Genomic DNA, 26527 nt, shown 5'->3' on the forward strand with positions numbered 1-26527 from the left:
GGATAGGCATGACGAAGGAATGAAAGGGCATAGGATTATGACCCGTTGAGACATGGGAGGGAAAGCCTCCAGGGGCAGCGTGGTAAATGCGTGCAGCATATGTAATAATATGGGATTTTAAATAGATCCCCTATTTCAATCTGCCCTCATCTTATCAAAACGGTCCTATCTCTTTCGTTTATCTAAAGCAAACTATACCATGTGTTTTGAAATCCTGCGAATAAGCGAGTATTCGTGAGCATTATCTATTAAACTGAGGGAGTTCATTAAGGATCACTAAAAAATAATCAAACTATTTTTTGAAAATTGTAAACTTAATTACTAGAAAAGAATCCATTTTGATCAACAATAGTTTTTAGTTTTTTAAAATAATGGGGCGTAAGACTATTTATTTTATTACGCAGTACGAACATTATATGCATTAGAAAAAAGTGTTGTTGCACTAACAGGTTTTTCTTTTGGATTTCTTTAAATTATATCCCTTCACTAAATGCTTTAAATATACAATAAAAATCTTTTACTTTACGTTCGTTCGTTCCTGTATTTTTGGGACACTATTACGGAAAGAGATATGTTTAGCAGTTTTTTTATGTTACCTTTTTTTTTCAGTGACACTCATCGTTCTTAGTTGCATGTACAAGCACTCCATTTGTAATTTTAATAAGATATAGAGAAAAACAAAAATTTTGATTAATGAATGGAGGAAGTACAATTATGAGTCTATCAAATGATCCTGTAGATAAATTGTTTATTTTCGTTCATATCCCCAAAACAGCGGGGACAACCCTATCACGTATAATAGAAGATCAATATAAAGGTAATGAGTTTTGGAAATATAGCTATGATTATCAAGTACTAATAGAAAAAGCTAACAAGATGAAATGTGTAATCGGACATTTTCCTTTTGGAGTTCATCAGCATATTAAAAGGCCATACACTTATTTAACCATGCTTCGCGATCCGGTTGAACGTCTCATTTCACTTTATTATTTTTGGTCCGAACAGGCTTTTGGGAATGTTCAAAATGTAAGTTTTGAAGAATTTATCGATTCTCCCATTTATGATGCTAATGTTTCAAATGGGCAAACTTTATATTTGGCGGGAGGTCTGACACCAGATTTGGAGAAGGCGAAAGAAAACCTTATCAATCATTTTGCAGTTCCAGGGATTATGGAAATGTTTAACGAATCTCTCTTTTTCATAAAAAATGAATGTGGCTGGAATATTAATCATTACCAATTGGCTAATAAGGGGAAGACTCGTCCCGCGGAAATACCATTTTCAAAAGGTGTGCTCGAACTTGTAAAAAGTAAAAATGAGTTGGATTTAGAATTGTATCAGTTTGCAAAGAATCTATTAGAAACAAAAATTCAACAATTAAATTCTGACCAAACAATAGAATTTAATAAGTTTATAAATCAAGTAAGACAACATTAAGCTTGAGTTATAACACTCCTAATGTATTCCCCTAGATTTGGTTGAACGTTTCATTTGTTAAAGCTGAATTTGTAAAAAGTTCGTTTTTTTTATGGAGAAATTTCTTTATGGGATTATCAATAGTCAACACATTAACTAGTGAGGATATAGCAATTTTTTTCTTTATAGACAATAAGACAAGCATTTCAAATTCTAGTTCACATAATGGGTTTTATCTGCACATTACATTTATGGTTCGCGCGTTTTAAACCCTCTAGCAACACCAAGATCCTTTTAAAGAATAATGGTCTAGTTTATTCGGAAATCCTTGATAGAAATCCTTTTTTCTCATTCTTTTGACTGCTCAGTTGAGCCTCAATTAACTTCTTTTTTCCTCTAATTCAGCCTGTTTATTTATGTCTTCCTTCTTTTGTTCTTTTATGTACACATTAAAGGTATCATGTGTCCATGAAACTATACTAACTCCATATTGGCATATTTACACTTAAAATAGTTCGATGTTCGTAGTCATTTAGAATTATTAGTACACAGTTCGCCTATTATACATATACATCCCATTGCAAAGACAGGGGATGTAACGGCTCAATAAAGATGATCACTATCTCCACAATAACACTACTTAGCTAGAGTAGACTATTGACTAATTATGTGGAAAATAAGAACTTTTTATAAGGAAGCATAATAATGTATATAAACATGTGTAGAAAAGATTAACCGAATAGACGGAATTAAAGCTATAACAAAACATGAAAAGGGTGTGAAGAAAATAAGTGGTGGATAATATAAATGCATATGAAAAAAAAATCCAATCTCAAAATGGAGAAGACGGAGTACTTGAGGAACTATTTAATCGGATAGGTACTACAAATAAATTTTTTGTGGAATTTGGAGTAGAAGAGGGAATTGAATGTAACACTTCTTATCTTTCCATGTATAAACAGTGGAGTGGATTATTAATTGAAGGAAGTACTGAATCTTATACTAGATTAGTAAACAACTATAAAAGTAAAGGACTACATCAAGTTGTTTTAGTCCAAGATTTTATTACAAAAGAAAACATAGATACGTTGTTTAAAACAAATAATGTACCAACTGAATTAGATCTATTGTCCATTGATATAGATGGAAACGATTATTGGGTATGGAAAGAACTTGGTGATTATAAACCGCGAGTTGTTGTAATAGAGTATAATGCTGCTTTTCCACCACCAAAAAAGTGGGTGATGCAATATAACCCTACACATTATTGGAATGGAACAGATTATTATGGAGCAAGTCTTACCTCTTTAACCGCATTAGGAAAACAAATGGGGTATGGGCTTCTTGGTACAGATTCAAAAGGTGTGAATGCCTTTTTTTTAAGAAAAGACCTTATTCAACAATCAGGATTTGCGGAAAAAACACCTGAAGACGCATACAATTCATTAAAACATGGGAACAATGGACATCCACCAGGATCTGGTCCATTTCTAGAGATATAAAAATGATTTAGACATTAAGTATAAAGATGAACATTATAATATAAATATATATTGTACCTTATAAAGCAAAGAGTAACATTCTTGTAAAGCAAGATTTTAATTAACAGTGTTATATCGTGAAATATTATTTATTATGAAAAAGAGGTGTATCTTAATGATGAATAGGTGGCTTATCTACACACGACCTGACTGGCCCTTTAACTGGTTCTTTAATCAATATTATGAAAATGGTACCAATCCTCGTTACTTCACTTTTCAAATTGTGTTTAATTTACTCAGCCAAAGAAAAGAAAATCCAGTTATTATAGAAACTGGAAGTCAATGGCTTGAAAAAGGTGATGGGAGTTCTACTACTATCTTCTGTGAGTATATTTCGAGATACGGCGGTAAACTAATTTCAATTGATATTAATCCTAATACTATTAAAACCGTTAAAGAATGGACATCTGGTTATCAGGCTGACAAAGAGTTCATTGCCTCGGATTCTGTCGCTTATCTAGAAAAATATCAGGGGCCAGTTGATCTTATCTACCTTGATAGCTTTCACTATTCCATGGATGATGGCCCTAATCTCCAAGAAAGAAGATTAGAAAGTCAAGAGCACAACCTTAAAGAGTTTAAGGCTATTGAAAAACAATTAAGTCCCTCAACTATTATTTTATTAGATGATAATTTCCTTCCAGGAGGTGGAAAGCCTACACTAACAAAAGATTATCTTGAACAAAAAGGATATATCTGTTTGTTAGATTTTCACCAGAGTATTTGGATAAAGGAGATATAATAATTGAAAATTTTATATGTATCTATGCATGAAGTCCTTGAAGATGAAGAGATACTTCTTTTAAAAGAATTAGGACATGAAGTTTTCTCTCTTGGTTTTAGTTCAACTGAAGAGGGTCGAGCATATAGACCCAATTTATTTAATCATCAAAATGATTCGAATATATCTAAAAAATGGGAAGAATTGCAGATTAATCCTGCTTCATATAGTCCGGGCTTTTATCATTATGTGAAATTAACTAAAGATTTTGTTGATAATTTTGATGTTATTATAGTCATGCATAGTCCCACATTTATTGAAACAAATTGGGATGTAATGAAGCATAAAACAGTTATTTGGAGGACAATTGGACAGAGCTTAGAAACGACAGAAAATTTTATGGCACCGTATAGAGCTCAAGGAATGAAAATTATTCGTTATTCACCAAAAGAACGTGATATTCCAGGTTTCATTGGAGAAGATGGACTGATTCGATTTTATAAAGACGAAAATCAATATGGTAATTGGAATGGTCAAAAATCTCAGGTTATTACATTTTCGAGGATTATGATGTATGCGGATAAATATCGTCATTATACTTTTTTCGAGGAAACGACGAGACCGTTTCAACGTGCCTTGTTCGGACTAGACAGTGAAAAAGTAGGTTCATGGGGAAAAGGAATGGTTCCTTTTGAGCAGCTTAAACAAGAACTGTGTGATAACCGTGTTTATTTCTACACAGGAACATGGCCAGCTAGCTATACTCTCAACTTTATAGAAGCTTGGATGACTGGCATTCCAATTGTCGCTATCGGTCCATCTTTAGGTAATCTTAAACACCACGGTAGTAATTATAATCTCTATGAAATTCCATCATTGATTGAACATGGAAGGACAGGATTTTTTTCAGATAATCCATTAGAGTTACAAGAGTATATTCGTAATCTATTCCAATCAACAGCTTTGTCTCAACAAATTAGTAGTGAAGCAAGAAAAAAAGCGATCTCTATATTTGGAAAAAATGTAGCTTTGAGGGCTTGGAATGACTTTTTGAATAATGAACTTTAGGGCTCAAATTTATAGGATATAGCTTCTGTGTTCGCTTTCCGAAAAGTCGAGCAAAGATGCTTTTTTTTTTCATTATCGGTCAAGCTAAAGGTGGCGGAATTCCGGCGTGAGCAGGATATTGCCAAAGCACGAGCTACCAAGCTTACGGATCTTGAAACGGCCAGATCTAAGCAGGATGTAACAGAACAGGAAATGCAAATCAGGATAATCGAACGGCAGAATTGAGCTGGAGGAAAAAGAAATCCTTCGCCGTGAAAAGCAATATGATTCAGAAGTGAAGAAAAAGGCTGATGCCAACCGTTATGCGGTAGAGCAGGTAGCCTCTGCCAACAAGATGAAACCAGATTACAGAAGCGGATGCCGATAAGTATAAAATTGAAGCCATGGCGAAGGCGGAAGCGGAACGTGTTCGTATGGACGGTCTTGCTAAAGCGGACGCACAAAGGGCACAAGGTACGACAGAAGCGGAAATTATCCGGTTGAAAGGGGTATCAGAGGCAGAGGCCAAGCAGAAGATCGCTGAAGCTTTTGAACAGTTTGGACAAGCGGCTGCAATGGACATGACTTTGAACATGCTGCCGGAGTATGCAAAACAAGTGGCAAGCCCACTCAGTAATATCGAAAAGATTACTGTAGTGGATACAGGTGGAAGCGGTGTGAATGGCGGGGCTAATAAAGTGACTGGATATGCAACGGATTTAATGGCAACATTGCAGGAGTCATTAAAGGCATCTTTGGGAATTGATGTCAAAGTTTGCTTGAGAATTTCTCAGGAAAGCGAAATTTACCATTTTCCACCATCAACCAGGGGAATGTCGAAGCGAACATGAATATGCCAGCAGGCAAGGAAGAGTAACAGTGAAAAACTTAAGGGAGGTAAGAGCTACTTGTATGCTCTTACCTTTTTTTGAATAGTTTTCGCTTATCTAGCCTTTTATACTTAATAAATATGTTCGTCATACTCAGTTTTCAAGTAATTCATCATCCATTGTTTTTAGATGGGATTAATGAAGCAATTAAAGTAAAAAGAAAAGTTTTAAAAAAAGAGTGGATTTTTTTCATCGAAGCCATAAGAATTTAAAAGAGTACTAATTCCAGGTGGAACAATGGTTATTTTTTACGATATTTTTAAAATGAATGATATATCAATAGCTGCGGAAAATCTGAAGTTGAATTTGGGAAAAAACCAATCCGGTCCCAATTAATGCCAAAGTAAATTATTTGTCAAACTCAAGAGAATATTTTATTTCCTATACTAAAGGAACAAAAAGAACGTTTAATTCTTATTATGATAGGGCTTCTTATGATGCACGTATAGTTAGTGGAAAAGTGAGAGTTCACCCTTGTCAAAAGCCAGTTATTGTTCTTGAAAAAATCATTGCAACCCATACTAATAAAGGTGAAACTAAATTGGATTGTTTATGGGTGCGGGATCAACAGAACAGCCTGCTATAAATGTAAATCGGAACTTTATTGGGTTCGGATTTGATAATACCTACTTCACCAAAGCTTCTAGTGCTTTGCATAAAGCTTTCAAAAGTTGATTGTCTATTCTTATTCTGGTCGTGAGAAGAGTGTTTATTTGATACAGGTATTTTAGTATTGAGGTACTGTTACATGCCCTAGCTTGATGGGCATGTGACGGTATACCTTTACCATCATTTCTCTTTTTTTGGTATGAGTTTTTTTGTGCGACCGGTAGTTGCACATTTGCAGGAAACTGCAAGATATAACTTGGATAACAAGTCTAACATCAGTAAAAAAGGGAGCTTGTTTTAAAACAAACTCCCACTTATAATAAATTATTGGTTCTACAAGGTTGTGTTAGTTTTTTTTTGCAGGAAATCCTCGGTCGAAATTACATTGGCATACATACCGTTAAGTGCACTGACAAACGCATAATGAACCTGTTCAGCTGGAACGACCTTATCTTGATAAGATAAGTCTCTTGTCGCACATGCATCTTCAATAAGTGTAGTTTCAAAGCCTAGATCCACTGCAGCTCTGACTGTGGCATCAATACACATATGCGTCATCATCCCTAAAATCACTAGCTTTGTTACTCCTTTTTCTTTTAATTTGATTTCTAATTCAGTCTTTAAAAAACTGTTAGGGAAATGTTTTATGATAATGCTTTCGTGTTCTAATGGTAGAACAGCCTCATTTAGTTTAACTCCCTCCGTATTCGTAAGAAAGAAGCCTAACCCTGGATCACTTGCGATATGCTGGACATGAAAAATATTATCTTTGTTATTCTGTCTAAACCATTCAAGAACTTTAGCGGCATTAGCGGCTGCTTTTTCAGGGTTGCTTAATTCCATCTTTCCATTTGGAAAATAGTCATTTTGAATATCGACAATGATTAAAGCTGTACTCATTTTTTCCACCTCTTTAAAAAAATTTTAGTGCAATATAATGATAAATGATATATTGATTTCCATCGATACTTTGATGAAACACTTTTATATCAAAGCATTTCATGGTGAAAGGAATTAATTATGGAACTTGATAACATTGATTTTCAGATCCTTCGGTTATTATCCGAAAATTCACGTATTCAATGGAAAGACTTAGGTGAACAAATTCATATGACGGGACAAGCAGTAGGAAATCGTATTAAAAAACTTGAGGAAAATGGTGTAATTAAAACCTACTCTCTATTAGTCGATGAAATGAAATTAGGACTTTCTTATACAGCATTTGTCATTATTTATATGAAAACAGCAAACCATGATTCGTTTATACGTTTTATTAATGATAGAAATGAGATAGTTGAAGCTCACCGAGTATCGGGAGAAGGCTGTTACCATTTAAAAATAAAAGTTAACTCTCAAGAACTATTGAATCTTTTTCTTAATAAAATTCTTGATTATGGGAACTATTCTTTATATCTATCAATACAAGAGATTAAGCAACATAATCCGTTGACTGCCACAATATAATAAATATATTTTTATTCTTAGGAGGATAATGTATTCCCAATCGTCTTGAATCGTTCCAAGTATGGGGATGGGCGACTGGAACAGTAGCAATGGGAATAGTCTTTTTACGTATCGTAGATCCAGAAGGGAAAAGTAAAACACTAGATGATTATGCGCTTGCTTATGTTGGTGTTGCAATGGTTGATATAGTAATTGTTAGTCTAGCTCCTGTATTGATGATGACGGGCCAACATTGGTTGTTTACGTTAGTTACCGTAGTAGCAGGATCTGCTATCTTATTATTCACAAAATCGCGAGGAATGTGGGTAAAACCAGGAATCCGCCATCAAAGAGGTGGCAAAGAGATATAGTGTAGACTTAAACAAGGGGATAGATTGTTTAAGAAGATGGTCAATGAACTTAATCTAACATGAAACCACCACCCGAAGGTGGAAGTTTATTAATGTATCGAGGAAATATTGACAAATTACTGTTCTTTTAAGCTGGTTACAGAAACGCTTTGTTTTTTATTTGGTTCATCAAGGGAATGGATTGTAGCTGTTCATTTTGTTCATCTACGTGCTCAATGCAGATACTTTCCTCGTTGTAGGTTACATTAGCCATAATTGGCGAAGAAGCAATTTCTTCTGTTCGTTTAGCCACCTCATTTGGTTTGGAACAGTTATAATATTTGTTCCAATTTCCTTAGATGATACTTGTTTTATTAAAATACTTCCAAGAACCCTTACACCCTTACTGAACTAATAGGTGCATACTTCAAAAAGGGAGGTTGCTGAGGCAGCCTTTTTCTCATGGAACAAAACGGGGCAAAGATTGTACGGGAACTAGGCCATTTAATCGGTTAGCTCGATAGCCAGTATTTAATTGTACAGCGTTTGCTTGGTACATCCTATCATATCGGCGATTTCCGCATAGTTTCGACCCTTTAAATTACATCAAGATAAATTGGTAGCGTTAAAACATCCGTAAATCTTTTAAACCGTGCAAGCATTTTTTCATTTCTTGGATTTCTGGGTTAAGGGTTTCCTTTTGAAAGGTTTTCATCATTTGACTACCTCCACATAGGTATGATTGGTTACCTATAAGAATTAGACAAACACAAACATTTCGAAAAACCTTTAATTCCATTTATATAGTGATTGATCACACACTAAGATTATTGTATTTCTAACTCTTTGACAGTTTCGCCTTCAATTAACGCTGGTTGATAATAGGTTTCGTTTGGTAAATCCTTCTTTCCTTGTAATTTCTTAATGACCCAATCAGCTGCATCATGTCCCATTTGTTCTTGTGGGTGTGTCAATGTCGTTAGTTTGATATTAGCATTTTTCGCAATATAAGAATTATCCTGGCCAATAATTGATAATTGTTCGGGAATAGAAATATCAAGTTGTCTGCATACATTTGCTACTTCCAACCCTACCTCGTCGTTATAGCAAACAATGGCAGTCAACACGTCTCTATTTTCATTTAGGAACCCTTTCAAGTTCGTGTATAGGTCTAGCTTCGTTTCTGTAGTATACGAAAGCAATTGCTCTGGTTGAAAGCGTAATTTGGCTTCTCCAAGTGCTTTTATATATCCCTTCATTCGATACTTTCCTTGTAAATCATCCATTTTCGAAATGAGTCCAATTTGGGTGTGTCCTTTCGAAATCAATTCTTTTGTTGCGAGATAGCTTGACTGCACATCATCTAGGCAAAAGAAAGGAACCTCTAATTCTTCATAAAAAGCGTTGATCATGATGAATGGAACCTCTTGTTCCTTAAACGATAGGTAGTAACCGATGTTGGGATTGTATAGATTGCTTTTTGTAGGTTCAATGATTAAACCATCCACGCCAAATGACAACATCATTTCCAAGGCTTTTTTTTCTTGTTCGACATCATTATTTGTACTGGCTAATAGTAACGAATAATTATCTTCATTCAATCTTCTTTCAATTCCGCGGATAATAGAAGGGAAAATGTAATCAGAAATGTAGGTGGTGATTACACCTATCGTTTTATTTTTGGAATTGCCACCAGATTTTGATTGATATTGGTTACTAACATATGTGCCAGATCCTTTTTCACTTCTTAAGAATCCCTCGTTTGATAATTCTAAAATGGACTTTCGTACAGTGTGTCGGCTAACGTTGTACATTTCTTGCATGACGGATTCAGTAGGAATTTGTTCCCCTACACTATATTCACCTGTAAGGATTTTATTTTTTAAATCATCAATGATTACCTGATACTTTGGTTTCATTAAACCTCACTTCTTTCATAGTTGTTTGCATTCTAATTTATTTGCTTAAAATATTTGTGCGGACATATTTTAACATAATTTTGAATAAATTAAAACAAATCACCTTAGTTTTTTGTATAAATTATAGAAAAGTTATAAATTCCCCCTATTTACCTTTTGGTTTCATGTCATATAAATTCCTTTAGTACCAATTTACTAACTTTAAGGTGAGGATGGAGTATTGCGCTTGGAAGTTGTAAGTATAAATAATATATATCGTTGACAAATGTACGTACAGAAAATATAATATGGTTGTTCATATATTTAAGCGCCTCCTTTTATTGAAAGCGCTGTCAGGAGGGGATTAACGTGCAAACGAATCGAGTGAAAATTAAACATGCGATTACCGAGGGAGAAACTTCACTTGGAATCGAATTTGGATCGACACGTATTAAAGCGGTGTTGATTGATAATCGTTATGAAACTATCGCTTCTGGAAGTTATGAGTGGGAAAACCTCTTGGAAGATGGAATTTGGACGTACAACTTAGTGGATATTATCACTGGCCTGCAAACAGCTTATAGTGAAATGAAGCAAGAAGTTGAACGGAATTACGGAATTACCATTCGAAAAATAGGTTCTATTGGATTTTCTGCAATGATGCACGGATATATGGCTTTTGACAGTACAGGGGAGCTGCTGGTTCCGTTTCGAACTTGGCGTAACTCAACAACTGGTGTTGCAGCAAAAGAATTAACTAATCAATTTCAATTCAATATCCCTGAACGATGGAGTATTGCTCACCTTTATCAAGCAATATTAAATGAAGAGAAACATTTGCATCGCATTGATTGTATTACTACTTTGGCTGGATACATTCACTGGTTATTGACTGGTAATAAAGCAATTGGCATTGGAGATGCTTCAGGCATGTTCCCCATTGATGAATCAACGCAAGATTACAATGAATCAATGGTCAAGCAGTTTGACGATTTAATTTCGACGAAAGGTTATCCTTGGAAGCTAAAGGAGATTCTTCCTAAAGTCAACATTTCAGGCGAGCAAGCGGGTGAATTAACCGAAATTGGAGCTAAAATCCTGGATAGATCAAGAAATTTACAACCAGGCACTCCAATTTGCCCACCGGAAGGCGATGCTGGAACTGGAATGGTTGCTACGAATAGTGTGAGGAAACGTACCGGAAACATCTCAGTAGGAACTTCCGTTTTTTGCCATGATTGTACTAGAGAAAGAACTTTCAAAAGTATATCCAGAAATTGATTTGGTAACTACACCAAACGGAAGTCCAGTTGGAATGGTTCACGCGAATAACTGTTCAAGTGATCTCAATGCTTGGCTGGGATTGTTCCGTGAATTTTCTGAGGCAATGGGACAAAAAATTGATACAAATAAATTATTTGAAGTAATGTTGAATAAGGCTTTGGAAGCGGATCCAGATGGTGGCGGTTTGCTTAGCTACGGTTATTTCTCAGGTGAAAATATCACAGGATTAGAAAAAGGGCGACCATTATTTGTTCGCTCGCCTGAAAGTCATTTCAATTTAGCAAACTTCATGCGGACTCACCTTTTTACTGCTTTCGGTGCTTTGAAAATCGGAATGGGTATTTTGACAAAGGAAGAAAATGTTGCAATTGATCGTATTTTGGCTCACGGTGGTTTATTTAAAACCCCTCTTGTTGGACAAAAAATTGTTGCCGCTGCAATGAATACTCCAGTATCAGTTATGTCAACAGCAGGAGAAGGCGGCGCATGGGGAATGGCGATTCTTGCATCTTACATGATGAATAAAGATCAAAAAGAAAGTTTAGAAGACTTCCTCGACAAAAAAGTATTCAAAGAGGTTGATGGGCAAGAAATTTATCCTGATCAAGTAGATGTTAAAGGATTTGAAGCATTTATTGAAAGATACATGAAGGGTTTAGTGATTGAGCAGGCCGCTGTAGACAATTTGATGTTATGAGTGGAAACTGGAGGGATTGACGTGTTAGAACAACTGAAAGAAGAGGTATTTCAAGCAAATTTGGACTTGCCTAAATATGGACTCGTGAAATATACATGGGGAAATGCAAGTGCCATTGATCGTGAAAGTGGTTTATTTGTTATCAAACCTAGTGGTGTTGATTACGAAACGATGAAAGCCAGTGATATGGTTGTTGTTGATTTAGATGGCAATATTGTTGAAGGAGAGTTGAGGCCTTCATCAGATACAGCGACTCACGCAATACTTTATAAGTATTACCAAGAAATCGGGGGCATTGTGCATACTCATTCAACTTGGGCGACAATCTGGGCTCAAGCAGGCCTTGATGTTCCAGCGATGGGGACCACTCATGCAGACACATTTTACGGATCCGTCCCATGTGCCCGCTACCTAACACAAGAGGAGATTGATCGTGGGTACGAAGTGGAGACTGGGAAGTTAATCATCGAAACATTTGAAGAGCGTGGGTTAGGCATTTTAGCCGTTCCTGGTGTCTTACTTCATGGTCATGGTCCGTTTACTTGGGGCAAAGATGCAAAATCCGCCGTAATGAATAGTGTGGTGTTGGATGAAGTTTCGAAAATGAATTTATTTACACGGGAATTAAATCATTTTTCAAAAGAATTACCACAAAATATTTTGGATAAACACTATTTACGAAAACATGGAAAATATGCTTATTACGGACAAAAGTAAGATCAACTCTATCAAATTATCAAACCATTAGAATTAAGAAAAGAGGATTATTATGTTAACAACAGAAAAAAGGGAATTTTGGTTTGTCGTTGGATCACAACATCTATATGGGGAAGAAGCGTTAGCAGAGGTCAAGGCGCATGCACAAACGATAACCGATGCATTAAATGAAAGCGGTATTTTACCTTATCCAGTTGTATTGCAAGATTTAGCTGTTAGTGCAGATAAAATCACAAGCATCATGAAAGAAGTCAACTATCGTAACGAAGTTGCCGGTGTCATCACTTGGATGCATACTTTCTCACCTGCAAAAATGTGGATTCGTGGAACAAAATTATTACAAAAACCATTGCTTCATTTAGCTACACAATTCAATGAAAGCATTCCTTGGGCAACGATTGATATGGACTTTATGAACCTAAACCAATCCGCTCATGGTGACCGTGAATATGGTTTTATCAATGCCCGTTTGAAAAAACATAATAAAGTTGTTGTAGGTTATTGGGAGCGCCCTGAAGTGCGACAGCATATTGCACAATGGATGGACGTAGCGGTTGCTTATAACGAAAGCTTCAACATTAAGGTCGCTCGCTTTGGAGACAACATGCGTAACGTTGGAGTAACCGAAGGGGATAAGGTTGAAGCGCAAATCCAATTTGGGTGGACAGTTGACTATTTTGGAATCGGAGACCTTGTTCAATATGTAAATGCGGTTACTGATGAAGAAATTGATGCTTTATTTGCAGAATACGAAGGCCTTTATGAATTTGATTATGGTACATATAGTAGGGAAGATTGGGAGAAAAGCGTAAAGGTACAGGTAAGCTATGAAATTGCGATTAAACGTTTCCTTGATGATGGTGGTTACACGGCCTTCACAACGAACTTCGAAGATTTATATGGGATGAAACAACTTCCTGGTCTTGCCGTCCAACGATTGATGGCACAAGGATATGGCTTTGCGGGTGAAGGAGATTGGAAGACGGCAGCACTTGATCGCTTACTGAAAGTGATGAGCCATAACCAATCAACTGGCTTTATGGAAGATTACACATATGAATTAGCTGCTGGACAGGAATCAATCCTTCAATCACATATGCTTGAAGTGGACCCATCTTTAGCAAGTAACAAACCAAAAATTGTCGTATCTCCATTAGGTATAGGTGATCGTGAAGATCCAGCACGTTTAGTATTCGACGGCAAAGCAGGAGACGGTGTCGTTGTTTCCATGGCTGACTTTGGTACAAACTATAAACTTTTGATTAATGAAGTTTCTGCATTTGAGCCAACTGTTCCAGCACCAAACCTTCCAGTGGCCCGTGTACTTTGGGAAGTGAAGCCAAACTTCCAAGATGGAGTGAAAGCTTGGCTTGAGAATGGTGGCGGTCACCATACAGTTGTTTCATTGAACTTAACAACAGACCAAATCATAACCTATGCAAAACTTGTTGGCTTGGAATACGTAGTTATTAAGTAATGTCTCTCCCCTCCAAGGAGGCTGTGCTTCCTAGGAGGGAAGAAATAGGTACTCCAGAAGTTGAAGAATGGAATAGTAACCATTAGTATAATCCCTTAATTCGTAAGCGTGTTCGTGGTTTTCAGGAAAAAGATGAAAGCGTTTTAATAGCACAATAACGACACAGAATTCATCCTAATAAATAATTTTTAGGATGAATCTACTAGCATATATTTGTAGTTTGAAAACACTATTATTATTTTCTTAAAAAGCAATCAATATTTTTAGTAGTGGGATTTTAAAAATATAATTTTAAAACCTTGAGGAGGGAATTTTAATGGTTAATGAAAAGAAAATCTCAAGTGGATTCATTTATTTTTTTGGGGCTTTTGGAGGCATTCTCTTCGGTTATGATATCGGCGTTATGACGGGTGCTTTGCCTTTTCTGCAACATGATTGGAACCTTCAAAACAACCCCGGTGCTATTGGCTGGATTACCTCATCGTTGATGTTTGGAGCTATTTTTGGAGGTGCCCTGGCCGGACAACTTTCTGATCGTTTAGGACGGCGCAAAATGATTTTAATATCTTCTATCATTTTTGCTGTTGGATCCATTTTGGCAGGAATATCCCCTCATAATGGAATCCTTTTTATGATTGTTGCCCGGATTTTATTAGGGTTGGCAGTTGGTGCTGCTTCTGCATTGGTCCCAGCCTATATGTCGGAAATGGCGCCTGCACGTTTACGTGGACGTCTGTCAGGAATTAATCAAACAATGATTGTCTCTGGAATGTTGCTTTCGTACATTGTCGCTTATTTATTGAAAGACTTACCAGGAACAATGGCATGGCGGTTGATGCTTAGTTTGGCTGCCGTACCTGCTTTGATCTTATTTATTGGAGTGTCAAGGTTACCCGAATCACCACGTTTTTTAATTAAGAACAATAAAATTGATGAAGCTCGTAAGGTGTTGGGCTATATTCGTTCTAACAAAGAACAAATTGATTCTGAAATTAAACAAATTCAAGAAACTGTTAAAGAGGAAGCAAAGGTAAATCAAAAAGCATCATGGGGTACACTTTTAAGTAACAAATACCGTTATTTAGTAATTGCTGGTGTGGGTGTTGCTGCGTTTCAACAATTCCAGGGCGCAAACGCAATTTTTTATTATATTCCTATGATTGTGGAAAAAGCAACAGGGCATGAAGCCAGCTCAGTATTGATGTGGCCAATTATTCAAGGGGTTATTCTCGTACTAGGTTCATTAATATTCCTTATGATTGCTGATAAATTTAATCGCCGTACTTTATTAACAATAGGCGGAACTATTATGGGGCTATCCTTTATTTTGCCGGCAATATTGAATTTATTAATTCCTAATGCAAATCCGATGATGATGGTTGTTTTTTTAAGTATCTATGTAGCACTTTATTCATTCACGTGGGCTCCTTTAACTTGGGTCATAGTTGGAGAAATTTTCCCGCTGGTAATTCGCGGGCGTGCGTCAGGATTAGCTTCATCATTTAACTGGATTGGTTCTTTCTTGGTTGGATTGCTATTTCCAATCATGACCGCTTCGATGTCTCAAGAAGCTGTTTTTGCAATCTTTGGTGCTATTTGTTTACTTGGTGTTTTATTTATCCGGACATGCGTTCCTGAAACTCGAGGTCATACTTTGGAGGAAATTGAAAAAATTGGAGAAAGCAGACAAGCTAAGGGAAAAAGTGCTTAAATTAGACCTTTGAGATTTGGAGCGGAATTCAAAGAAGCTATACGCAAATTGGAGAGCTAAGCATGCATTTTAAATCAGGGGGTCATAAGGGAAAATACTTCTGTAATTATGATCTACACATACACATTATGAACATGTTGATTTACTCATATGATTCCCTTTCTTAAGGCCGAAGTTGCTACTTCAGCTTTTCAACTATTAAAATGTTGCTGAACTTTTTGTGCAATTCATGGTGTTTTAGCTTTTATTTATATGAAGGAATTTAATAGGGAAGGAGCCGAAAAAAATGAAAGCATCACAAAGCTCGTTTGGAAATGAAGCCTTGCTGTTTACTATTGAAAATGATCATGGAGTAAGAATAGAAGTTACAAACTTTGGTGCAAGAATCGTCAATCTGTTCGTCCTAACGGAAACGGGTCGTAATAATATCGTATTGGGATTTGACTCGATTGAGGATTACAAAAAAGAAACATATTATGGAGCAACAATAGGAAGAGTCGCTGGAAGAATAAAAAATGGCCAATTTTCAATTGGTGAATCACGTTACAAAACATCTGTAAATCAATTAGGGAATACATTACACGGTGGCAACCCTGGATTCGATGAAAAAATCTGGGATTATGAAGTGAAGGAGACGGATGAAAGTGCATCGATCATCTTTTCAACCCACTCACCTGATGGCGAGAATGGTTTTCCGGGGAATTTGAAAGTAAGTGTGACTTATACATTAGACAACTTAAATATTTGGTCAGTCAGCTATCAAGCAAATAGTGATAAAGATACAATTTTTAATCCGACCAATCACGTCTATTTTAACTTAACAGGACATCCCAGCAATCCAATCGATGATCATTTCTTACAAGTCTTTTCTGAAGAATTTGCACCAGTAAATGACGATACCACGGTAACTGGGGAAAAGCGAAGCACAATTGGCACGCCTTATGATTTTCGGACCCAAAAGAAATTAAAATCAACCTTTGAAGCAATTGACGCAGAAGTTAAAAAGGTTCAAGGAATCGATCATCCATTCTTCCTTGCGTGCTCAGGACTTCATCAAACTGCAGCCAAATTAATTAGTCCTGACCAGAAAATAACAGTCGAGGTATACACAGAAGAGCCTGCGGTTGTCATTTACACTGCAAACTTTGTGAAAGGTGTGCCACATATGCACGGAGAGAAATTAATTCAACACGGCGGAATAACGTTTGAAACCCAAGCTGCTCCAGGAGCGATTGAGTTTGAAGATTTTGGAGATATTCTTCTTTTAGCAGGAGAAAATTATACTTCCCAAACAAAATACAAAATTGAGGTCAGAGCCCCAATCAGCTGAAGTTTCCAGTTAGTGTGTTAAAGTGTTGAATAGGTGGATTTGGTTTCGATAATTTCACATAGATTCGGCTGCTAGTTAGAATCAGCATCCGGTGCCTGTCAGAGCGATCGAGCATAGGTCGTGACATATATCGGGTGGGATTCCCGCCGAATAAGAGTTAGCCACTCACTCGAACTGAGTTTTGGAGGATAGAGGATAACTTATATCTTTAAGCGTAAACAGTTAGATAGCGGGTCGTAAACTACGTCTAAAGGTAAGCCCCCATTTAAACAGCTCATATTAAATACGTAGCACCTCCTGGTACGATACTTGTATCAATCAAAGGAGGTGCTTTTCCTATGCCGCAACAAAAATTAACGATTGTCCCCGTTACATTACATGCCGAAAATAAAAAATCTTTACGATCTACTCTTCAGAAGATCCTTTAACTAGCATTTGCAAAATCAAAACGGCAAACGCTGAAATATCCTTCCATGGCGGTGTAGATGAGCGCGCTATTCAAAACATTATGAGGGAGTTGAAACATCTGTGAAATACGGTTATACAATGTTCAAAAAAAAAGTGTAGAATGCGTTTTAAAAATGATAAGACCTTATTTACTAAAAATTCTATTGGGCTGGAGTCCTTGCCCAATAGAAAACAAATATATGAAGGAATTTAATAACCCAATCCGGGCAGCTTCAGCTAAAAGTTCAATTAGATGAAGGGCACGCATTGATTGTGTGAGTCCTTCACGTTCAATACCAAGTTTCATCTGTAATAGGCAGCCAGGATTTGGATTAAGCAAAATAATCAATCTTTTTTTAAAGTACACACCATCTTTAATCAAGTTAGAAACTTTCTACCACGATTCGTTGTTCCGTTGTCATTTTTGTTCCCTATTCTGTCCATGGTGAATGCAAAATACAATCACAGAAATTTTTATTTTTATATTCAGGTCTAAAATATTCAATAATATCTTCTTTCATATTGCCAAAAGTAGTTTCTGGCTTATGCTTAAAGCCCTCATAAAACGCTGGAATAATGTCCTTTTTGAAATTGTTACGTGGGAAGGCTTTTATAATTTCTTGACGCAAGTCGTCAGGGAATTGTTCAAAGCCATCTCCCATCACATCTAAACCAACACCTGAAAAGAGTAGTGCCACTTCAGACTCTTTATGTTCTGCAACTCCAGGTGTCGTATGTAACGCAATAGCATCCCATACAAGACGAATCGACTCATCTGGAATTTGATACTGAAAAAGCTTCTCGCTGCATTTGCACCGTCTACTTCAAATCGTAAATCTGGACTACTGAATTTTTTTGTTAAGCCTAAATCATGGAATAATGCACTAACATATAGCAACTCTAAATCATAATTATGCTTCGTTTTTTTTCCGTTGACTGCACCAAATAAAAACACACGATTTGAATGATTCCACAACAAGTCGTCCCCATGCTCGCGTAAAAGATCTGCTGCTTCTTTAGCCAATCGAGAATCTGGAATTTTAATACCTGCTACTTCTTGAAACATAATTGAAAATCCCCTTTACAATTTGATAGTTCTCATCCTCATGAACTTGTATTCATTGTAAAGAGTAATTTATTATTTATCTATTCATTCATTTCTATGATAATAATAGATAAAAACTATAATATAGAACTTTTCAAAGAAGCTATCTCATCTTTTTCTGTATGAAAACGCAACCTTTCGATTTCACATAATAATAACTTAATATACTTACGTGCTGCATAATTGATAAAACGGTTCTTTTTCATCACGAGATAAACAGATCTAGTCAAAGTTGGTTTTTCAATACGTTGGAAATATAAATCCTCTGTATCATAAAATTCATATAATGTACGCGAAACAAAACTGCGGCCAACCCCATTTCGAACGAGCTTCAAGATAGATTCAATGCTAGACGTTTCGACAATAGGTTCTATCTGCCTGCCAACCTCAAGACTTGTTTTATCAAGTATTTTTCTGCATTGATGGATATTTGGAAATAAAATAAGAGAACTGTCTAAAACATCGGAAAATGAAACCTTCTGCTCTCCATTACTTTGATTACTAATCAGGTAAAATTCTTCATCATACAACTTCGTCACCAGCAACATATCATAACGATTGAATTCAAAAGCAATACCAAAATCAGCTTGATTCTCTAAAACAGCCTTTTCCACTTGATCCGTACTTTGAACAAACACTCTTATGTTCGGATATAATTGGTTGAATTTAATACACAAAGTAGTTACCAAATCAGTTATTTCTCCTGGTAACACAGCAATTTTCAATTCCCCGATTTCTACTTTTGTAAGTGCTCTAATTTGAGAAGATATACTTTGTAAGGAATTTTGAATATTCAATGCTTCTTGTTGTACGATTTCTCCCACCTTAGTAAGTTCAATCTTCTTACCAATACGATTAAAAAGTGCATAGCCTACATCTTGTTCAAGCATTTTAATTTGATGGCTTAAAGTTGGTTGTGAAATTCCTAATTTCTCAGCTGCTTTTGTAAAATGTAGTTCTTTACTGACCATTAAAAAATATTCTAAATGTCTTAATTCGATACTATTTCAATCCTTTCTAATGAAAATAATTATTGGCTATCTGTATGCTTCCAATATAATAATCTAGCTATTAAATTACTTTATTTGAAGGAATTATTCCATAATTTGGCCTGATTGCTGGATAAAATTATAAAACACCATTAGCTATCTGTTATTTTGGTTCATAAATAACTCACTATGATGTTGGATGACCTGTCTGGCCCGGTTAAACAGAAATCACGTCTAATTACTGCTTCAAATTGAAGTAGAGCTCCTCATAAATACCTTATTTTATACGGTTTGAAGTTATTTTATTAAACGTAATTAATTCACTAAAATGTAGGTTTATATACGTCAAAATAAAAGGTGCAATCAATGAACTTTCATTATTACTTTCTTATACAGGCTATATCCGCGGAGAAGATCCAAAAGGGTCTTTAAATCCAAAAATAAAATTCAAAAAATTGTAATCATCGTTGACATGTTCAATTATTAATAATTGTACCTTTTTAGATGTCAATTCACATAATAAAATATCTCATATAATACTTAGTTTTTAAAAATTGGAGAAAGCCGAAAATTACGAAGGCTTTATCAAGGAGGAGCTAAATTATGTATATACCTAAACATTTTCAACTCAAGGATGAAGAAATAATTTATGATTTTATCGAAAAGTACAGCTTTGCCACTTTATTTTCTCAACACAATGGAGAACCGTACGCTACCCACCTTCCATTCACATTAAATAAAGGTGAAAGTGCTTTATATGGTCATTTTGCCCGCCCAAACGAACAATGGAAGGATATGGAATACCAACAAGTTCTTGCAATCTTCCAAGGTCCTCACTGTTATATATCTCCGTCCTGGTATGAAACAACCATGGCAGTTCCTACTTGGAATTATGTGTCTATCCATTTATATGGAAAGATGGAGATTGTCGAAGATCAAAAAGTCATATTCGATTCTCTAAATGATATGGTAAACAAATATGAAAGTCCAGATAGCCCATACAATTTAAAGGATGTAGATTCCAGATTTATCGAAGGAATGAGTAAAGGGATTGTAGCATTTAAAATAAAAATCACAAAAATTGAAGCAAAAGCTAAATTAAGTCAAAATCACCCTGTGGAACGTCAAGAATTAATTATTAAGCATCTAGAAAACACTTCTCAACAAGATAATATACAAGTAGCATCTCTTATGAAGAAAAATCTACAAAAATAAAAGTTATCCGACCTTGGCTTGTTCAACTGATGTGGTAGATTTGTTAAATAATTAAGCCTAATTTCAGATGGAAATTAGGCTTAAAATTATCCTTCAATTTATTTATTAAGAAACAAGTTTTAGACCTACAGCTCAAATAAAAACTACCTCTTCCAATCTTTGGATTATTCGTATAAGATCATTCCAAATAATGCTCCACCTGACGCACCAGTTCCCGTCCATATTCCATAAGCTGTCCCCATAGGAAGTGTTTCCATTGCATAGGATAAAAATGTGAAGCTCGTTCCAAATCCAATAACAAATAAGGCTAGAGATTTCCAATTAAGGGCCCTATGAAGATTATTCATCATTGCAACACTAAACATTCAAATAAAAGAGCTACAATTCGTTTGTCCAAATAATTGTGGAGTTATTCTTTTAACCATGCCTTCTTTAAGAGTTTCACACCCACATCAATTTCATCGGCAGAAAGATTACTGAAACCTAGTTTAACCATTGGTCCATCGGTGTTATTTTTAATGAAGTAGATGGACGTAGGATACACCGTAACGCCATGAAAGGAAGCTTGTTGAATTAACCATTCTTCTGAATGCTTCAGATGTACTTTGACTAATACGTACAAACCAGATTGTTCACCAATAATGGATATATTTTGAGCGAATTGCTCTTTTAATGCGGATACTAAGTGCTGCATTTTTCTTTTATAAACAAGGCGCATTCGTTTAATATGTCGACTCCATTCTCCCTCTTCCATAAGTTTAGCCATTGTAAGCTGACTAAGCAGGGAGGTGGTAGCTTCAAAATTAAGAAACTGATTTTTAAAACGATTTAATAATGGCTGTGGCAAGACCATATAACTTAAACGAATTCCTGGAAGAAAGGACTTCGAGAAATTCCCTAAATAAATGACTCTTGCTGAATCAATGGAGGCAAGAGCAGGAAATGGTTTTTGTGTATAGCGAAATTCACTATCATAATCGTCTTCGATAATATATCCACGCATCTTGTTAACCCAATGAATAAGCATTTGCCGTTGTTGAATAGACATGCTTACTCCAATTGGACTTTGATGGGAAGGGGTTACATAGATTAATTGTGATTTCATTTGTTCTAATTGTGAAAGCTCTGCACCTGTTTCATAAACCGGCAAAGTTTCAATCATAAAACGATGGAATTGAAAAGCTTCCCTAGCACCGTCGTAACCAGGGTCTTCAACTATAATACTCTGGAATTCATCCTTCAGTATATGTCCAAGGTATACAAGCATTTGTTGGGTACTGCTTCCGATAATAATTGCATTTGCATTTGTTTTCACTCCGCGTGATTGGAATAAATATGTGGAGATTTGATCGCGCAGGCATTCTTCCCCAAATGGTTCCCCGTATCGAAAGCTATCCTGTAATGTTAATACTTGATTAGCAATTCTCCTCCAAATTTTCAGTGGGAAATGTGTTTGATCAACGGCATCTGCCCTGAAATTAACAACCGGAGGTTTCTTGGACTCAGTCTGCTTTTTATTATAAGAGGTTAATGGCTCCTGAAATATGAGGGGTTCTAACTCATTTGCAAAATAACCTTTTCTGCCCTCTCCACGAATATACCCTTCAGCAACAAGTTGTTCATATGCCAGTAAAGTTGTATTACGGCTTACATGTAAGGAATCTGCAAGTTGACGAATGGACGGTAATTGCTCATTCGCCAAAATGTCTCCTTGTTCAATATATGATTTAAATTTCTTGTAAATTTGTTTGTATTTTGGGGAGTTATCATTAAAAGTAAAAATGGTATTATTCATTTGCATTCCCTCTGACATGTATATTTTTTTATTATTGTACCTTTTTTCATGTCAACTTGTATCATATTATTTTTCTATCGGATATTTATTTTTAATCCCTTATATTTTTAAAAACTCAAATACAAGTTGAAAGGATGATTATTGTGTACATTCCTAAGCAATATCGTATGAAAAATGAAGAGGCAGTTCAAATTATGAAGTCTAACCCGTTTGCCTTATTGATTACTGTTGATGAACATCGTCCCTTGGCTACGCATATTCCTTTGGAAATTCGGGAAGATGGAGGGAAAATCTATACGACTGGGCACATTGCATACGGAAACATGCAGAAAAAAACTTTAGACAATAATAGTGATGTGTTACTGATTTTTCAAGGGCAGCACGCTTACATTTCATCAAGTTGGTATCAGTGCGAAGAGGTTCCTACATGGGACTATCTAGCTGTACATGCGTATGGATCAGCACGTGTAATTACTGAAGACGAGCTGATTTCCTCCTTGGATACTATGCTTAATCACTATGAGTCTCACCGAGAAAATGGTCGGACCTGGGAAACGTTTGATCCAGAGTTGCTTAAGAGTGAAATGAAAGGAATAGTTGGCTTTGAAATTGAAATCACATCTATTCAAGCTGCAGCCAAAATGAGTCAAAATCGTAATGACACTGATTACAAAGCGATTATTACAGAGCTTGAAAAATCAAATGAACAAGGGGAAATTCAGGTTGCGCAATGGATGCGTGGGCAACGGAAAGGGTTAATTGAATGATTGGCATATTACTAGGGTTTGTGGTGGCACCCCTAAAAGTAAAAATGGTGTTTATCACTTTTTAAGGGAAAGCAAAGGTAAGTCAAAACCATTCCTTACACAGACAAGAGCTCATTATAAAACAGTTGGAACAGATTCCTTTTCTAAATGAGCAACAAATCGCCTCCTTGATGAAAGCGAACCTTAAAAAAAGTGTAACCTGGCGTTCACCATTCAAGGAGGAGCCTAATAAATCATGTGCAAAATACAACAAGGAGTTGCTTTTTATGGAGTTTTCAAATATTTGGATATTTGTAATTACTGCTGCTACATTGTTAATAATACCTGGACCAGCTGTGTTGTATATTATGGCAAGAAGTATAGATCAAGGGAAGAAAGCGGGCATAGAATCAGTAGGTGTATCTCTTGGTGGTTCTATTCACGTTTTAGCTGGAGCAATTGGAGTTTCTGCGATCCTTATGACATCAGCAACAGCCTTTAATATCGTTAAATACTTGGGTGCAGCTTATCTTATCCATCTGGGGTGTAAGACTTTATTTTCTACATCCGATGGAACGACTTCAGAAATTCCAAAAGCCCCTCGCAAAAAGTTATTAAAGATATGTTACGAATCAGCGCTCGTAGAAGTAATGAATCCTAAGACAGCACTCTTTTTTTAGCCTTCTTTCCGCAATTCATATCACCTTCTGCTGGATCGGTCACAATACATTTTTACTTTTCGGAATTATATTTATTATCCTAGCTTTTATTAGTGATGGTCTGTATGCAGTTCTTGCAGCAAGTATTAGAAAGCGGATTCTGGGCAGTGAAGTGAATTCTAAGTTACAGAATCGGATAACTGGTTATTTATATATTGTTCTAGGGGTATTCTCTGCCATTGCGAGCCCCTCCAAAACATAAGAGTGTTTGATGAAATTCATCGAGTTGTTACATAACAAATATCGATTCCACTAAGACAATAAGTAAAATGAAATGGAGAGATATTTTATGTCTAGCTTCATCATTGAAGATGATTTTTGGTCGTTATTCCTCATGCAAAAATAGGCACCGTTATTTGCCAGGGGATTGATAATTCTATAAAGGACGTTGAATTCTACGAGAAGCTACTGCAGGAGGCAGAGAAAGAAGCACATAAATTTCTCCGTCTGGAGGAATTCAGTAGTAATCCAGTCATATTCGTTTGGCGGGAAGCTTTTCAGAAATTCAAAACAAAGAAAGGGGCAAGGTGTTCCATTGAAGCTTTATTAAAAAGAGTGAAAAATGGCAATCATATCGGAACAATAAATCCGCTTGTTGACATCTACAATTCAATTTCATTGCGTTATGGGCTTCCATGCGTTATGGGCTTCCATGCGTTAGCCGAATATCGACACTTTCGTAGGCGATATTCGGCTAACGCAGGCAAATGGAAACGAACCGTTTACCTTATTGGGAAATGATGAAAATGCTTCACCATATGAAGGTGAAATCGTTTATAAAGATGATGACGGAGCAATATGCAGATGCTGGAATTGGCGTGAAACTCTGAGGACGATACTAACAGAAAATACGAAAAATGCATTCCTCTGTATTGAATTAATAGATGAAACAAGAAGTGATGAGTTTCATATGGCGCTAAAAGAATTGTCTGATTTAGTGTCACATAAACTTGGTGGTATTGTGAAGATTGAAGTATTAGATATTAATAATAGGGAAATTACAATCTTTGATTAGTCAAATAGCGTAAAAAATGATACGGACAGATTTTCCAATCCAGCTGGTCTCCACAGGGCTGCCCTGCATCATTGTCCCACTGAAATCGGTCGACGTGATACAACGATGCAGCATCGACCCTGTACAGTTCAAACGCTTTCTGGAAACTTATTATAAATGTAACCTGCTTGTTTTTTCTGAGGAGGAAAGCAGGGACCCAAACTGCCTTCGTGTACGGGTATTCATGAGCGACACAGGCTTTTATGAGGATCCTGCGACAGGTAGCGCAAATGGCAATTTGGCGGGCTACCTTCTGAAATATCGGTTCTTCGATAAAGAAAAGATCGATGTTCGTGTCAATCAGGGTTACGAGATGGGGCGTCCCTCAAATGTGAATATGGCCGCCAAATTAAAAGATGGAATATATGATATCCGGATTGGCGGGAAGGTGCAACTGGTCGCAAAGGGAGACTGGTTATCGAGTGACTGAGAGGGACAAGGGGACGGGTCTCTCGTTCTACCGTATATTTACATTTGAAAGATTTGATTTTGCCTGTGGTGAGGGATTTCTGCAGGGCTCTTCTCAATAAAAGAAGTTATTTCTAAAAAGACGTGGATTAATTTAAAATATAATGGAGAACTACCTAATGAAAATATGGAGATACGTTCGGATTATTTAGATAATGTATTAAATAATTAAAAATAACAAAGTCTTGATAATTACAATTCAAAAACTTGTTAGTATAAAAAAGAAAAATCCTGAGCACTTTGAAAAATTAAAGAATCAGATTAATTTCATTATGTTTGATGAGGGACATAGAGAGCCGGCCTTAGAATCTTGCTAAAGCGGACGCACAAAGGGCATAAGGTACGACAGAAGCGGAAATTATCCGGTTAAAAGGGGTAGCAGAGGCAGAAGCCAAGCAGAAGATCGGTGAAGCTTTTGAACAGTCTGGACAAGCGGCTGTATTGGACATGATTTTGAAAATGCTGCCGGAGTATGCAAAACAAGTGGCAAGCCCACTTAGTAATATCGACAAGATTACTGTAGTGGATACAAGTGGAAGCGGTGTGAATGGCGGGGCTAATAAAGTGACTGGATATGCAACGGATTTAATGGCAACATTGAAGGAGTCATTAAAGGCATCTTCGGGAATTGATGTCAAAGACTTGCTTGAGAATTTCCCAGGAAAGCGGAATTTACCATTTTCCACCATCAACCAGGAAAATGTCGAAGCGAACATGAATATGGCAACAGGCAAGGAAGAGTAACAGTGAAAAATATAATGAAGAAAGGTAAGAGCACTTATTTGCTCTTACCTCAGTTTGTAGACAAAAGGGGTTCGGAATTAAAAAATTCTGAACCCCTTTTGAAATTCCCTTTGA

22 protein-coding genes and 7 pseudogenes are annotated in these 26527 nt (G+C 36.2%); 21 read left to right on the plus strand and 8 right to left on the minus strand.

All coding sequences use genetic code 11. The features are described from left to right. Positions 1–714 precede the first annotated feature (714 nt). From QFZ73_RS23035 to QFZ73_RS29015, 7 genes are all read left to right on the plus strand, one after another. On the plus strand, positions 715–1437 hold the full coding sequence (locus tag QFZ73_RS23035; RefSeq protein ID WP_251428662.1) for a sulfotransferase family 2 domain-containing protein: 723 nt from the start codon (positions 715–717) through the stop codon (positions 1435–1437). Between the two features lie 770 nt (positions 1438–2207). Further along, on the plus strand, positions 2208–2918 hold the full coding sequence (locus tag QFZ73_RS23040; RefSeq protein WP_251428665.1) for a hypothetical protein: 711 nt from the start codon (positions 2208–2210) through the stop codon (positions 2916–2918). Between the two features lie 154 nt (positions 2919–3072). Continuing rightward, positions 3073–3699 carry a class I SAM-dependent methyltransferase gene (locus tag QFZ73_RS23045; protein WP_307271123.1) on the plus strand — a complete coding sequence of 209 codons (627 nt, stop codon included), beginning with the start codon at positions 3073–3075 and terminating at the stop codon, positions 3697–3699. 3 nt (positions 3700–3702) lie between these two features. Next, on the plus strand, positions 3703–4746 hold the full coding sequence (locus tag QFZ73_RS23050) for a glycosyltransferase (RefSeq protein ID WP_307271126.1): 1044 nt from the start codon (positions 3703–3705) through the stop codon (positions 4744–4746). 27 nt (positions 4747–4773) lie between these two features. Continuing rightward, entirely contained in the window at positions 4774–4971 is a 198-nt protein-coding gene (locus QFZ73_RS29005; protein WP_373458965.1) for a hypothetical protein, read from the plus strand. Between the two features lie 158 nt (positions 4972–5129). Continuing rightward, entirely contained in the window at positions 5130–5576 is a 447-nt protein-coding gene (locus QFZ73_RS29010; protein ID WP_373458966.1) for a flotillin domain-containing protein, read from the plus strand. 343 nt (positions 5577–5919) lie between these two features. Beyond that, positions 5920–6201, plus strand: coding sequence for a hypothetical protein (locus QFZ73_RS29015; RefSeq protein WP_373459027.1), 282 nt, complete (start codon positions 5920–5922; stop codon positions 6199–6201). 356 nt (positions 6202–6557) lie between these two features. Here the strand turns inward: QFZ73_RS29015 and QFZ73_RS23060 are convergent, their stop codons facing one another. Continuing rightward, the gene (locus QFZ73_RS23060) at positions 6558–7124 is read right to left on the minus strand and encodes a cysteine hydrolase family protein (protein ID WP_251428674.1); all 567 of its coding nucleotides are present in this window, start codon (positions 7122–7124) and stop codon (positions 6558–6560) included. Between the two features lie 120 nt (positions 7125–7244). On the opposite strand from QFZ73_RS23060, the gene QFZ73_RS23065 reads away from it, so the two are divergent. Continuing rightward, a complete protein-coding gene (locus QFZ73_RS23065; RefSeq protein WP_307271131.1) occupies positions 7245–7688 on the plus strand; it encodes an Lrp/AsnC family transcriptional regulator in 444 nt (147 codons plus the stop codon). 89 nt (positions 7689–7777) lie between these two features. Then, entirely contained in the window at positions 7778–8038 is a 261-nt protein-coding gene (locus QFZ73_RS23070) for a hypothetical protein (RefSeq protein WP_307271134.1), read from the plus strand. Between the two features lie 116 nt (positions 8039–8154). On the opposite strand, the pseudogene QFZ73_RS23075 reads toward QFZ73_RS23070, so the two are convergent. Beyond that, positions 8155–8330, minus strand: a pseudogene (locus QFZ73_RS23075) (small acid-soluble spore protein H). Between the two features lie 514 nt (positions 8331–8844). Further along, positions 8845–9936, minus strand: a complete 1092-nt coding sequence (locus QFZ73_RS23080; protein ID WP_251428682.1) for a GntR family transcriptional regulator — start codon at positions 9934–9936, stop codon at positions 8845–8847. A gap of 348 nt (positions 9937–10284) precedes the next feature. Between QFZ73_RS23080 and QFZ73_RS23085 the strand changes: the two are divergent. From QFZ73_RS23085 to QFZ73_RS23105, 5 genes and pseudogenes are all read left to right on the plus strand, one after another. Further along, positions 10285–11896, plus strand: a pseudogene (locus tag QFZ73_RS23085) (xylulokinase). 21 nt (positions 11897–11917) lie between these two features. Then, the gene (locus QFZ73_RS23090) at positions 11918–12613 is read left to right on the plus strand and encodes an L-ribulose-5-phosphate 4-epimerase (RefSeq protein ID WP_307271136.1); all 696 of its coding nucleotides are present in this window, start codon (positions 11918–11920) and stop codon (positions 12611–12613) included. Positions 12614–12665: 52 nt separating this feature from the next. Continuing rightward, positions 12666–14090 carry an L-arabinose isomerase gene (gene araA, locus QFZ73_RS23095; protein ID WP_307271139.1) on the plus strand — a complete coding sequence of 475 codons (1425 nt, stop codon included), beginning with the start codon at positions 12666–12668 and terminating at the stop codon, positions 14088–14090. 316 nt (positions 14091–14406) lie between these two features. After that, positions 14407–15801, plus strand: coding sequence for a sugar porter family MFS transporter (locus QFZ73_RS23100; RefSeq protein WP_307271143.1), 1395 nt, complete (start codon positions 14407–14409; stop codon positions 15799–15801). 286 nt (positions 15802–16087) lie between these two features. Further along, on the plus strand, positions 16088–17131 hold the full coding sequence (locus QFZ73_RS23105; RefSeq protein WP_307271145.1) for an aldose epimerase family protein: 1044 nt from the start codon (positions 16088–16090) through the stop codon (positions 17129–17131). A gap of 592 nt (positions 17132–17723) precedes the next feature. Here QFZ73_RS23105 and QFZ73_RS23110 read toward each other — a convergent pair. The 3 genes and pseudogenes from QFZ73_RS23110 to QFZ73_RS23120 all read right to left on the minus strand — a co-directional run. Continuing rightward, positions 17724–17909, minus strand: a pseudogene (locus tag QFZ73_RS23110) (hypothetical protein); the annotation flags it as partial. A gap of 100 nt (positions 17910–18009) precedes the next feature. Beyond that, positions 18010–18644, minus strand: a pseudogene (locus QFZ73_RS23115) (HD domain-containing protein). A 116-nt stretch (positions 18645–18760) separates the two neighbouring features. Continuing rightward, complete coding sequence (locus QFZ73_RS23120; RefSeq protein ID WP_307272999.1) at positions 18761–19684, minus strand: LysR family transcriptional regulator; 924 nt, start codon at positions 19682–19684, stop codon at positions 18761–18763. Positions 19685–20275: 591 nt separating this feature from the next. Between QFZ73_RS23120 and QFZ73_RS23125 the strand changes: the two genes are divergently transcribed. After that, on the plus strand, positions 20276–20887 hold the full coding sequence (locus tag QFZ73_RS23125) for an FMN-binding negative transcriptional regulator (protein WP_307271148.1): 612 nt from the start codon (positions 20276–20278) through the stop codon (positions 20885–20887). Between the two features lie 164 nt (positions 20888–21051). On the opposite strand, the gene QFZ73_RS23130 is transcribed toward QFZ73_RS23125, so the two are convergent. Further along, positions 21052–21252, minus strand: coding sequence for a DMT family transporter (locus QFZ73_RS23130; protein ID WP_307271151.1), 201 nt, complete (start codon positions 21250–21252; stop codon positions 21052–21054). Between the two features lie 44 nt (positions 21253–21296). Beyond that, the gene (gene pdxR, locus QFZ73_RS23135; protein ID WP_307271154.1) at positions 21297–22682 is read right to left on the minus strand and encodes a MocR-like pyridoxine biosynthesis transcription factor PdxR; all 1386 of its coding nucleotides are present in this window, start codon (positions 22680–22682) and stop codon (positions 21297–21299) included. 134 nt (positions 22683–22816) lie between these two features. Between pdxR and QFZ73_RS23140 the strand changes: the two genes are divergently transcribed. The 6 genes and pseudogenes from QFZ73_RS23140 to QFZ73_RS23160 form a co-directional block, all read left to right on the plus strand. Further along, complete coding sequence (locus QFZ73_RS23140; RefSeq protein WP_373458967.1) at positions 22817–23449, plus strand: FMN-binding negative transcriptional regulator; 633 nt, start codon at positions 22817–22819, stop codon at positions 23447–23449. Between the two features lie 266 nt (positions 23450–23715). Continuing rightward, positions 23716–24349, plus strand: a pseudogene (locus QFZ73_RS23145) (LysE family translocator). An 87-nt stretch (positions 24350–24436) separates the two neighbouring features. Next, positions 24437–25162: pseudogene (locus QFZ73_RS23150) on the plus strand (B3/B4 domain-containing protein). Positions 25163–25178: 16 nt separating this feature from the next. Further along, on the plus strand, positions 25179–25631 hold the full coding sequence (locus QFZ73_RS23155; RefSeq protein ID WP_307271160.1) for a PhzF family phenazine biosynthesis protein: 453 nt from the start codon (positions 25179–25181) through the stop codon (positions 25629–25631). A 205-nt stretch (positions 25632–25836) separates the two neighbouring features. Further along, on the plus strand, positions 25837–25986 hold the full coding sequence (locus QFZ73_RS29020) for a DEAD/DEAH box helicase family protein (RefSeq protein WP_373459028.1): 150 nt from the start codon (positions 25837–25839) through the stop codon (positions 25984–25986). After that, positions 25979–26413, plus strand: a pseudogene (locus tag QFZ73_RS23160) (flotillin domain-containing protein); the annotation flags it as partial. The gene QFZ73_RS29020 and the pseudogene QFZ73_RS23160, both read left to right, overlap by 8 nt. Positions 26414–26527: the final 114 nt, after the last annotated feature.

The sequence above is a fragment of the Peribacillus sp. V2I11 genome (assembly GCF_030817135.1).
Classification (GTDB): Bacteria; Bacillota; Bacilli; order Bacillales; family DSM-1321; genus Peribacillus; species Peribacillus simplex.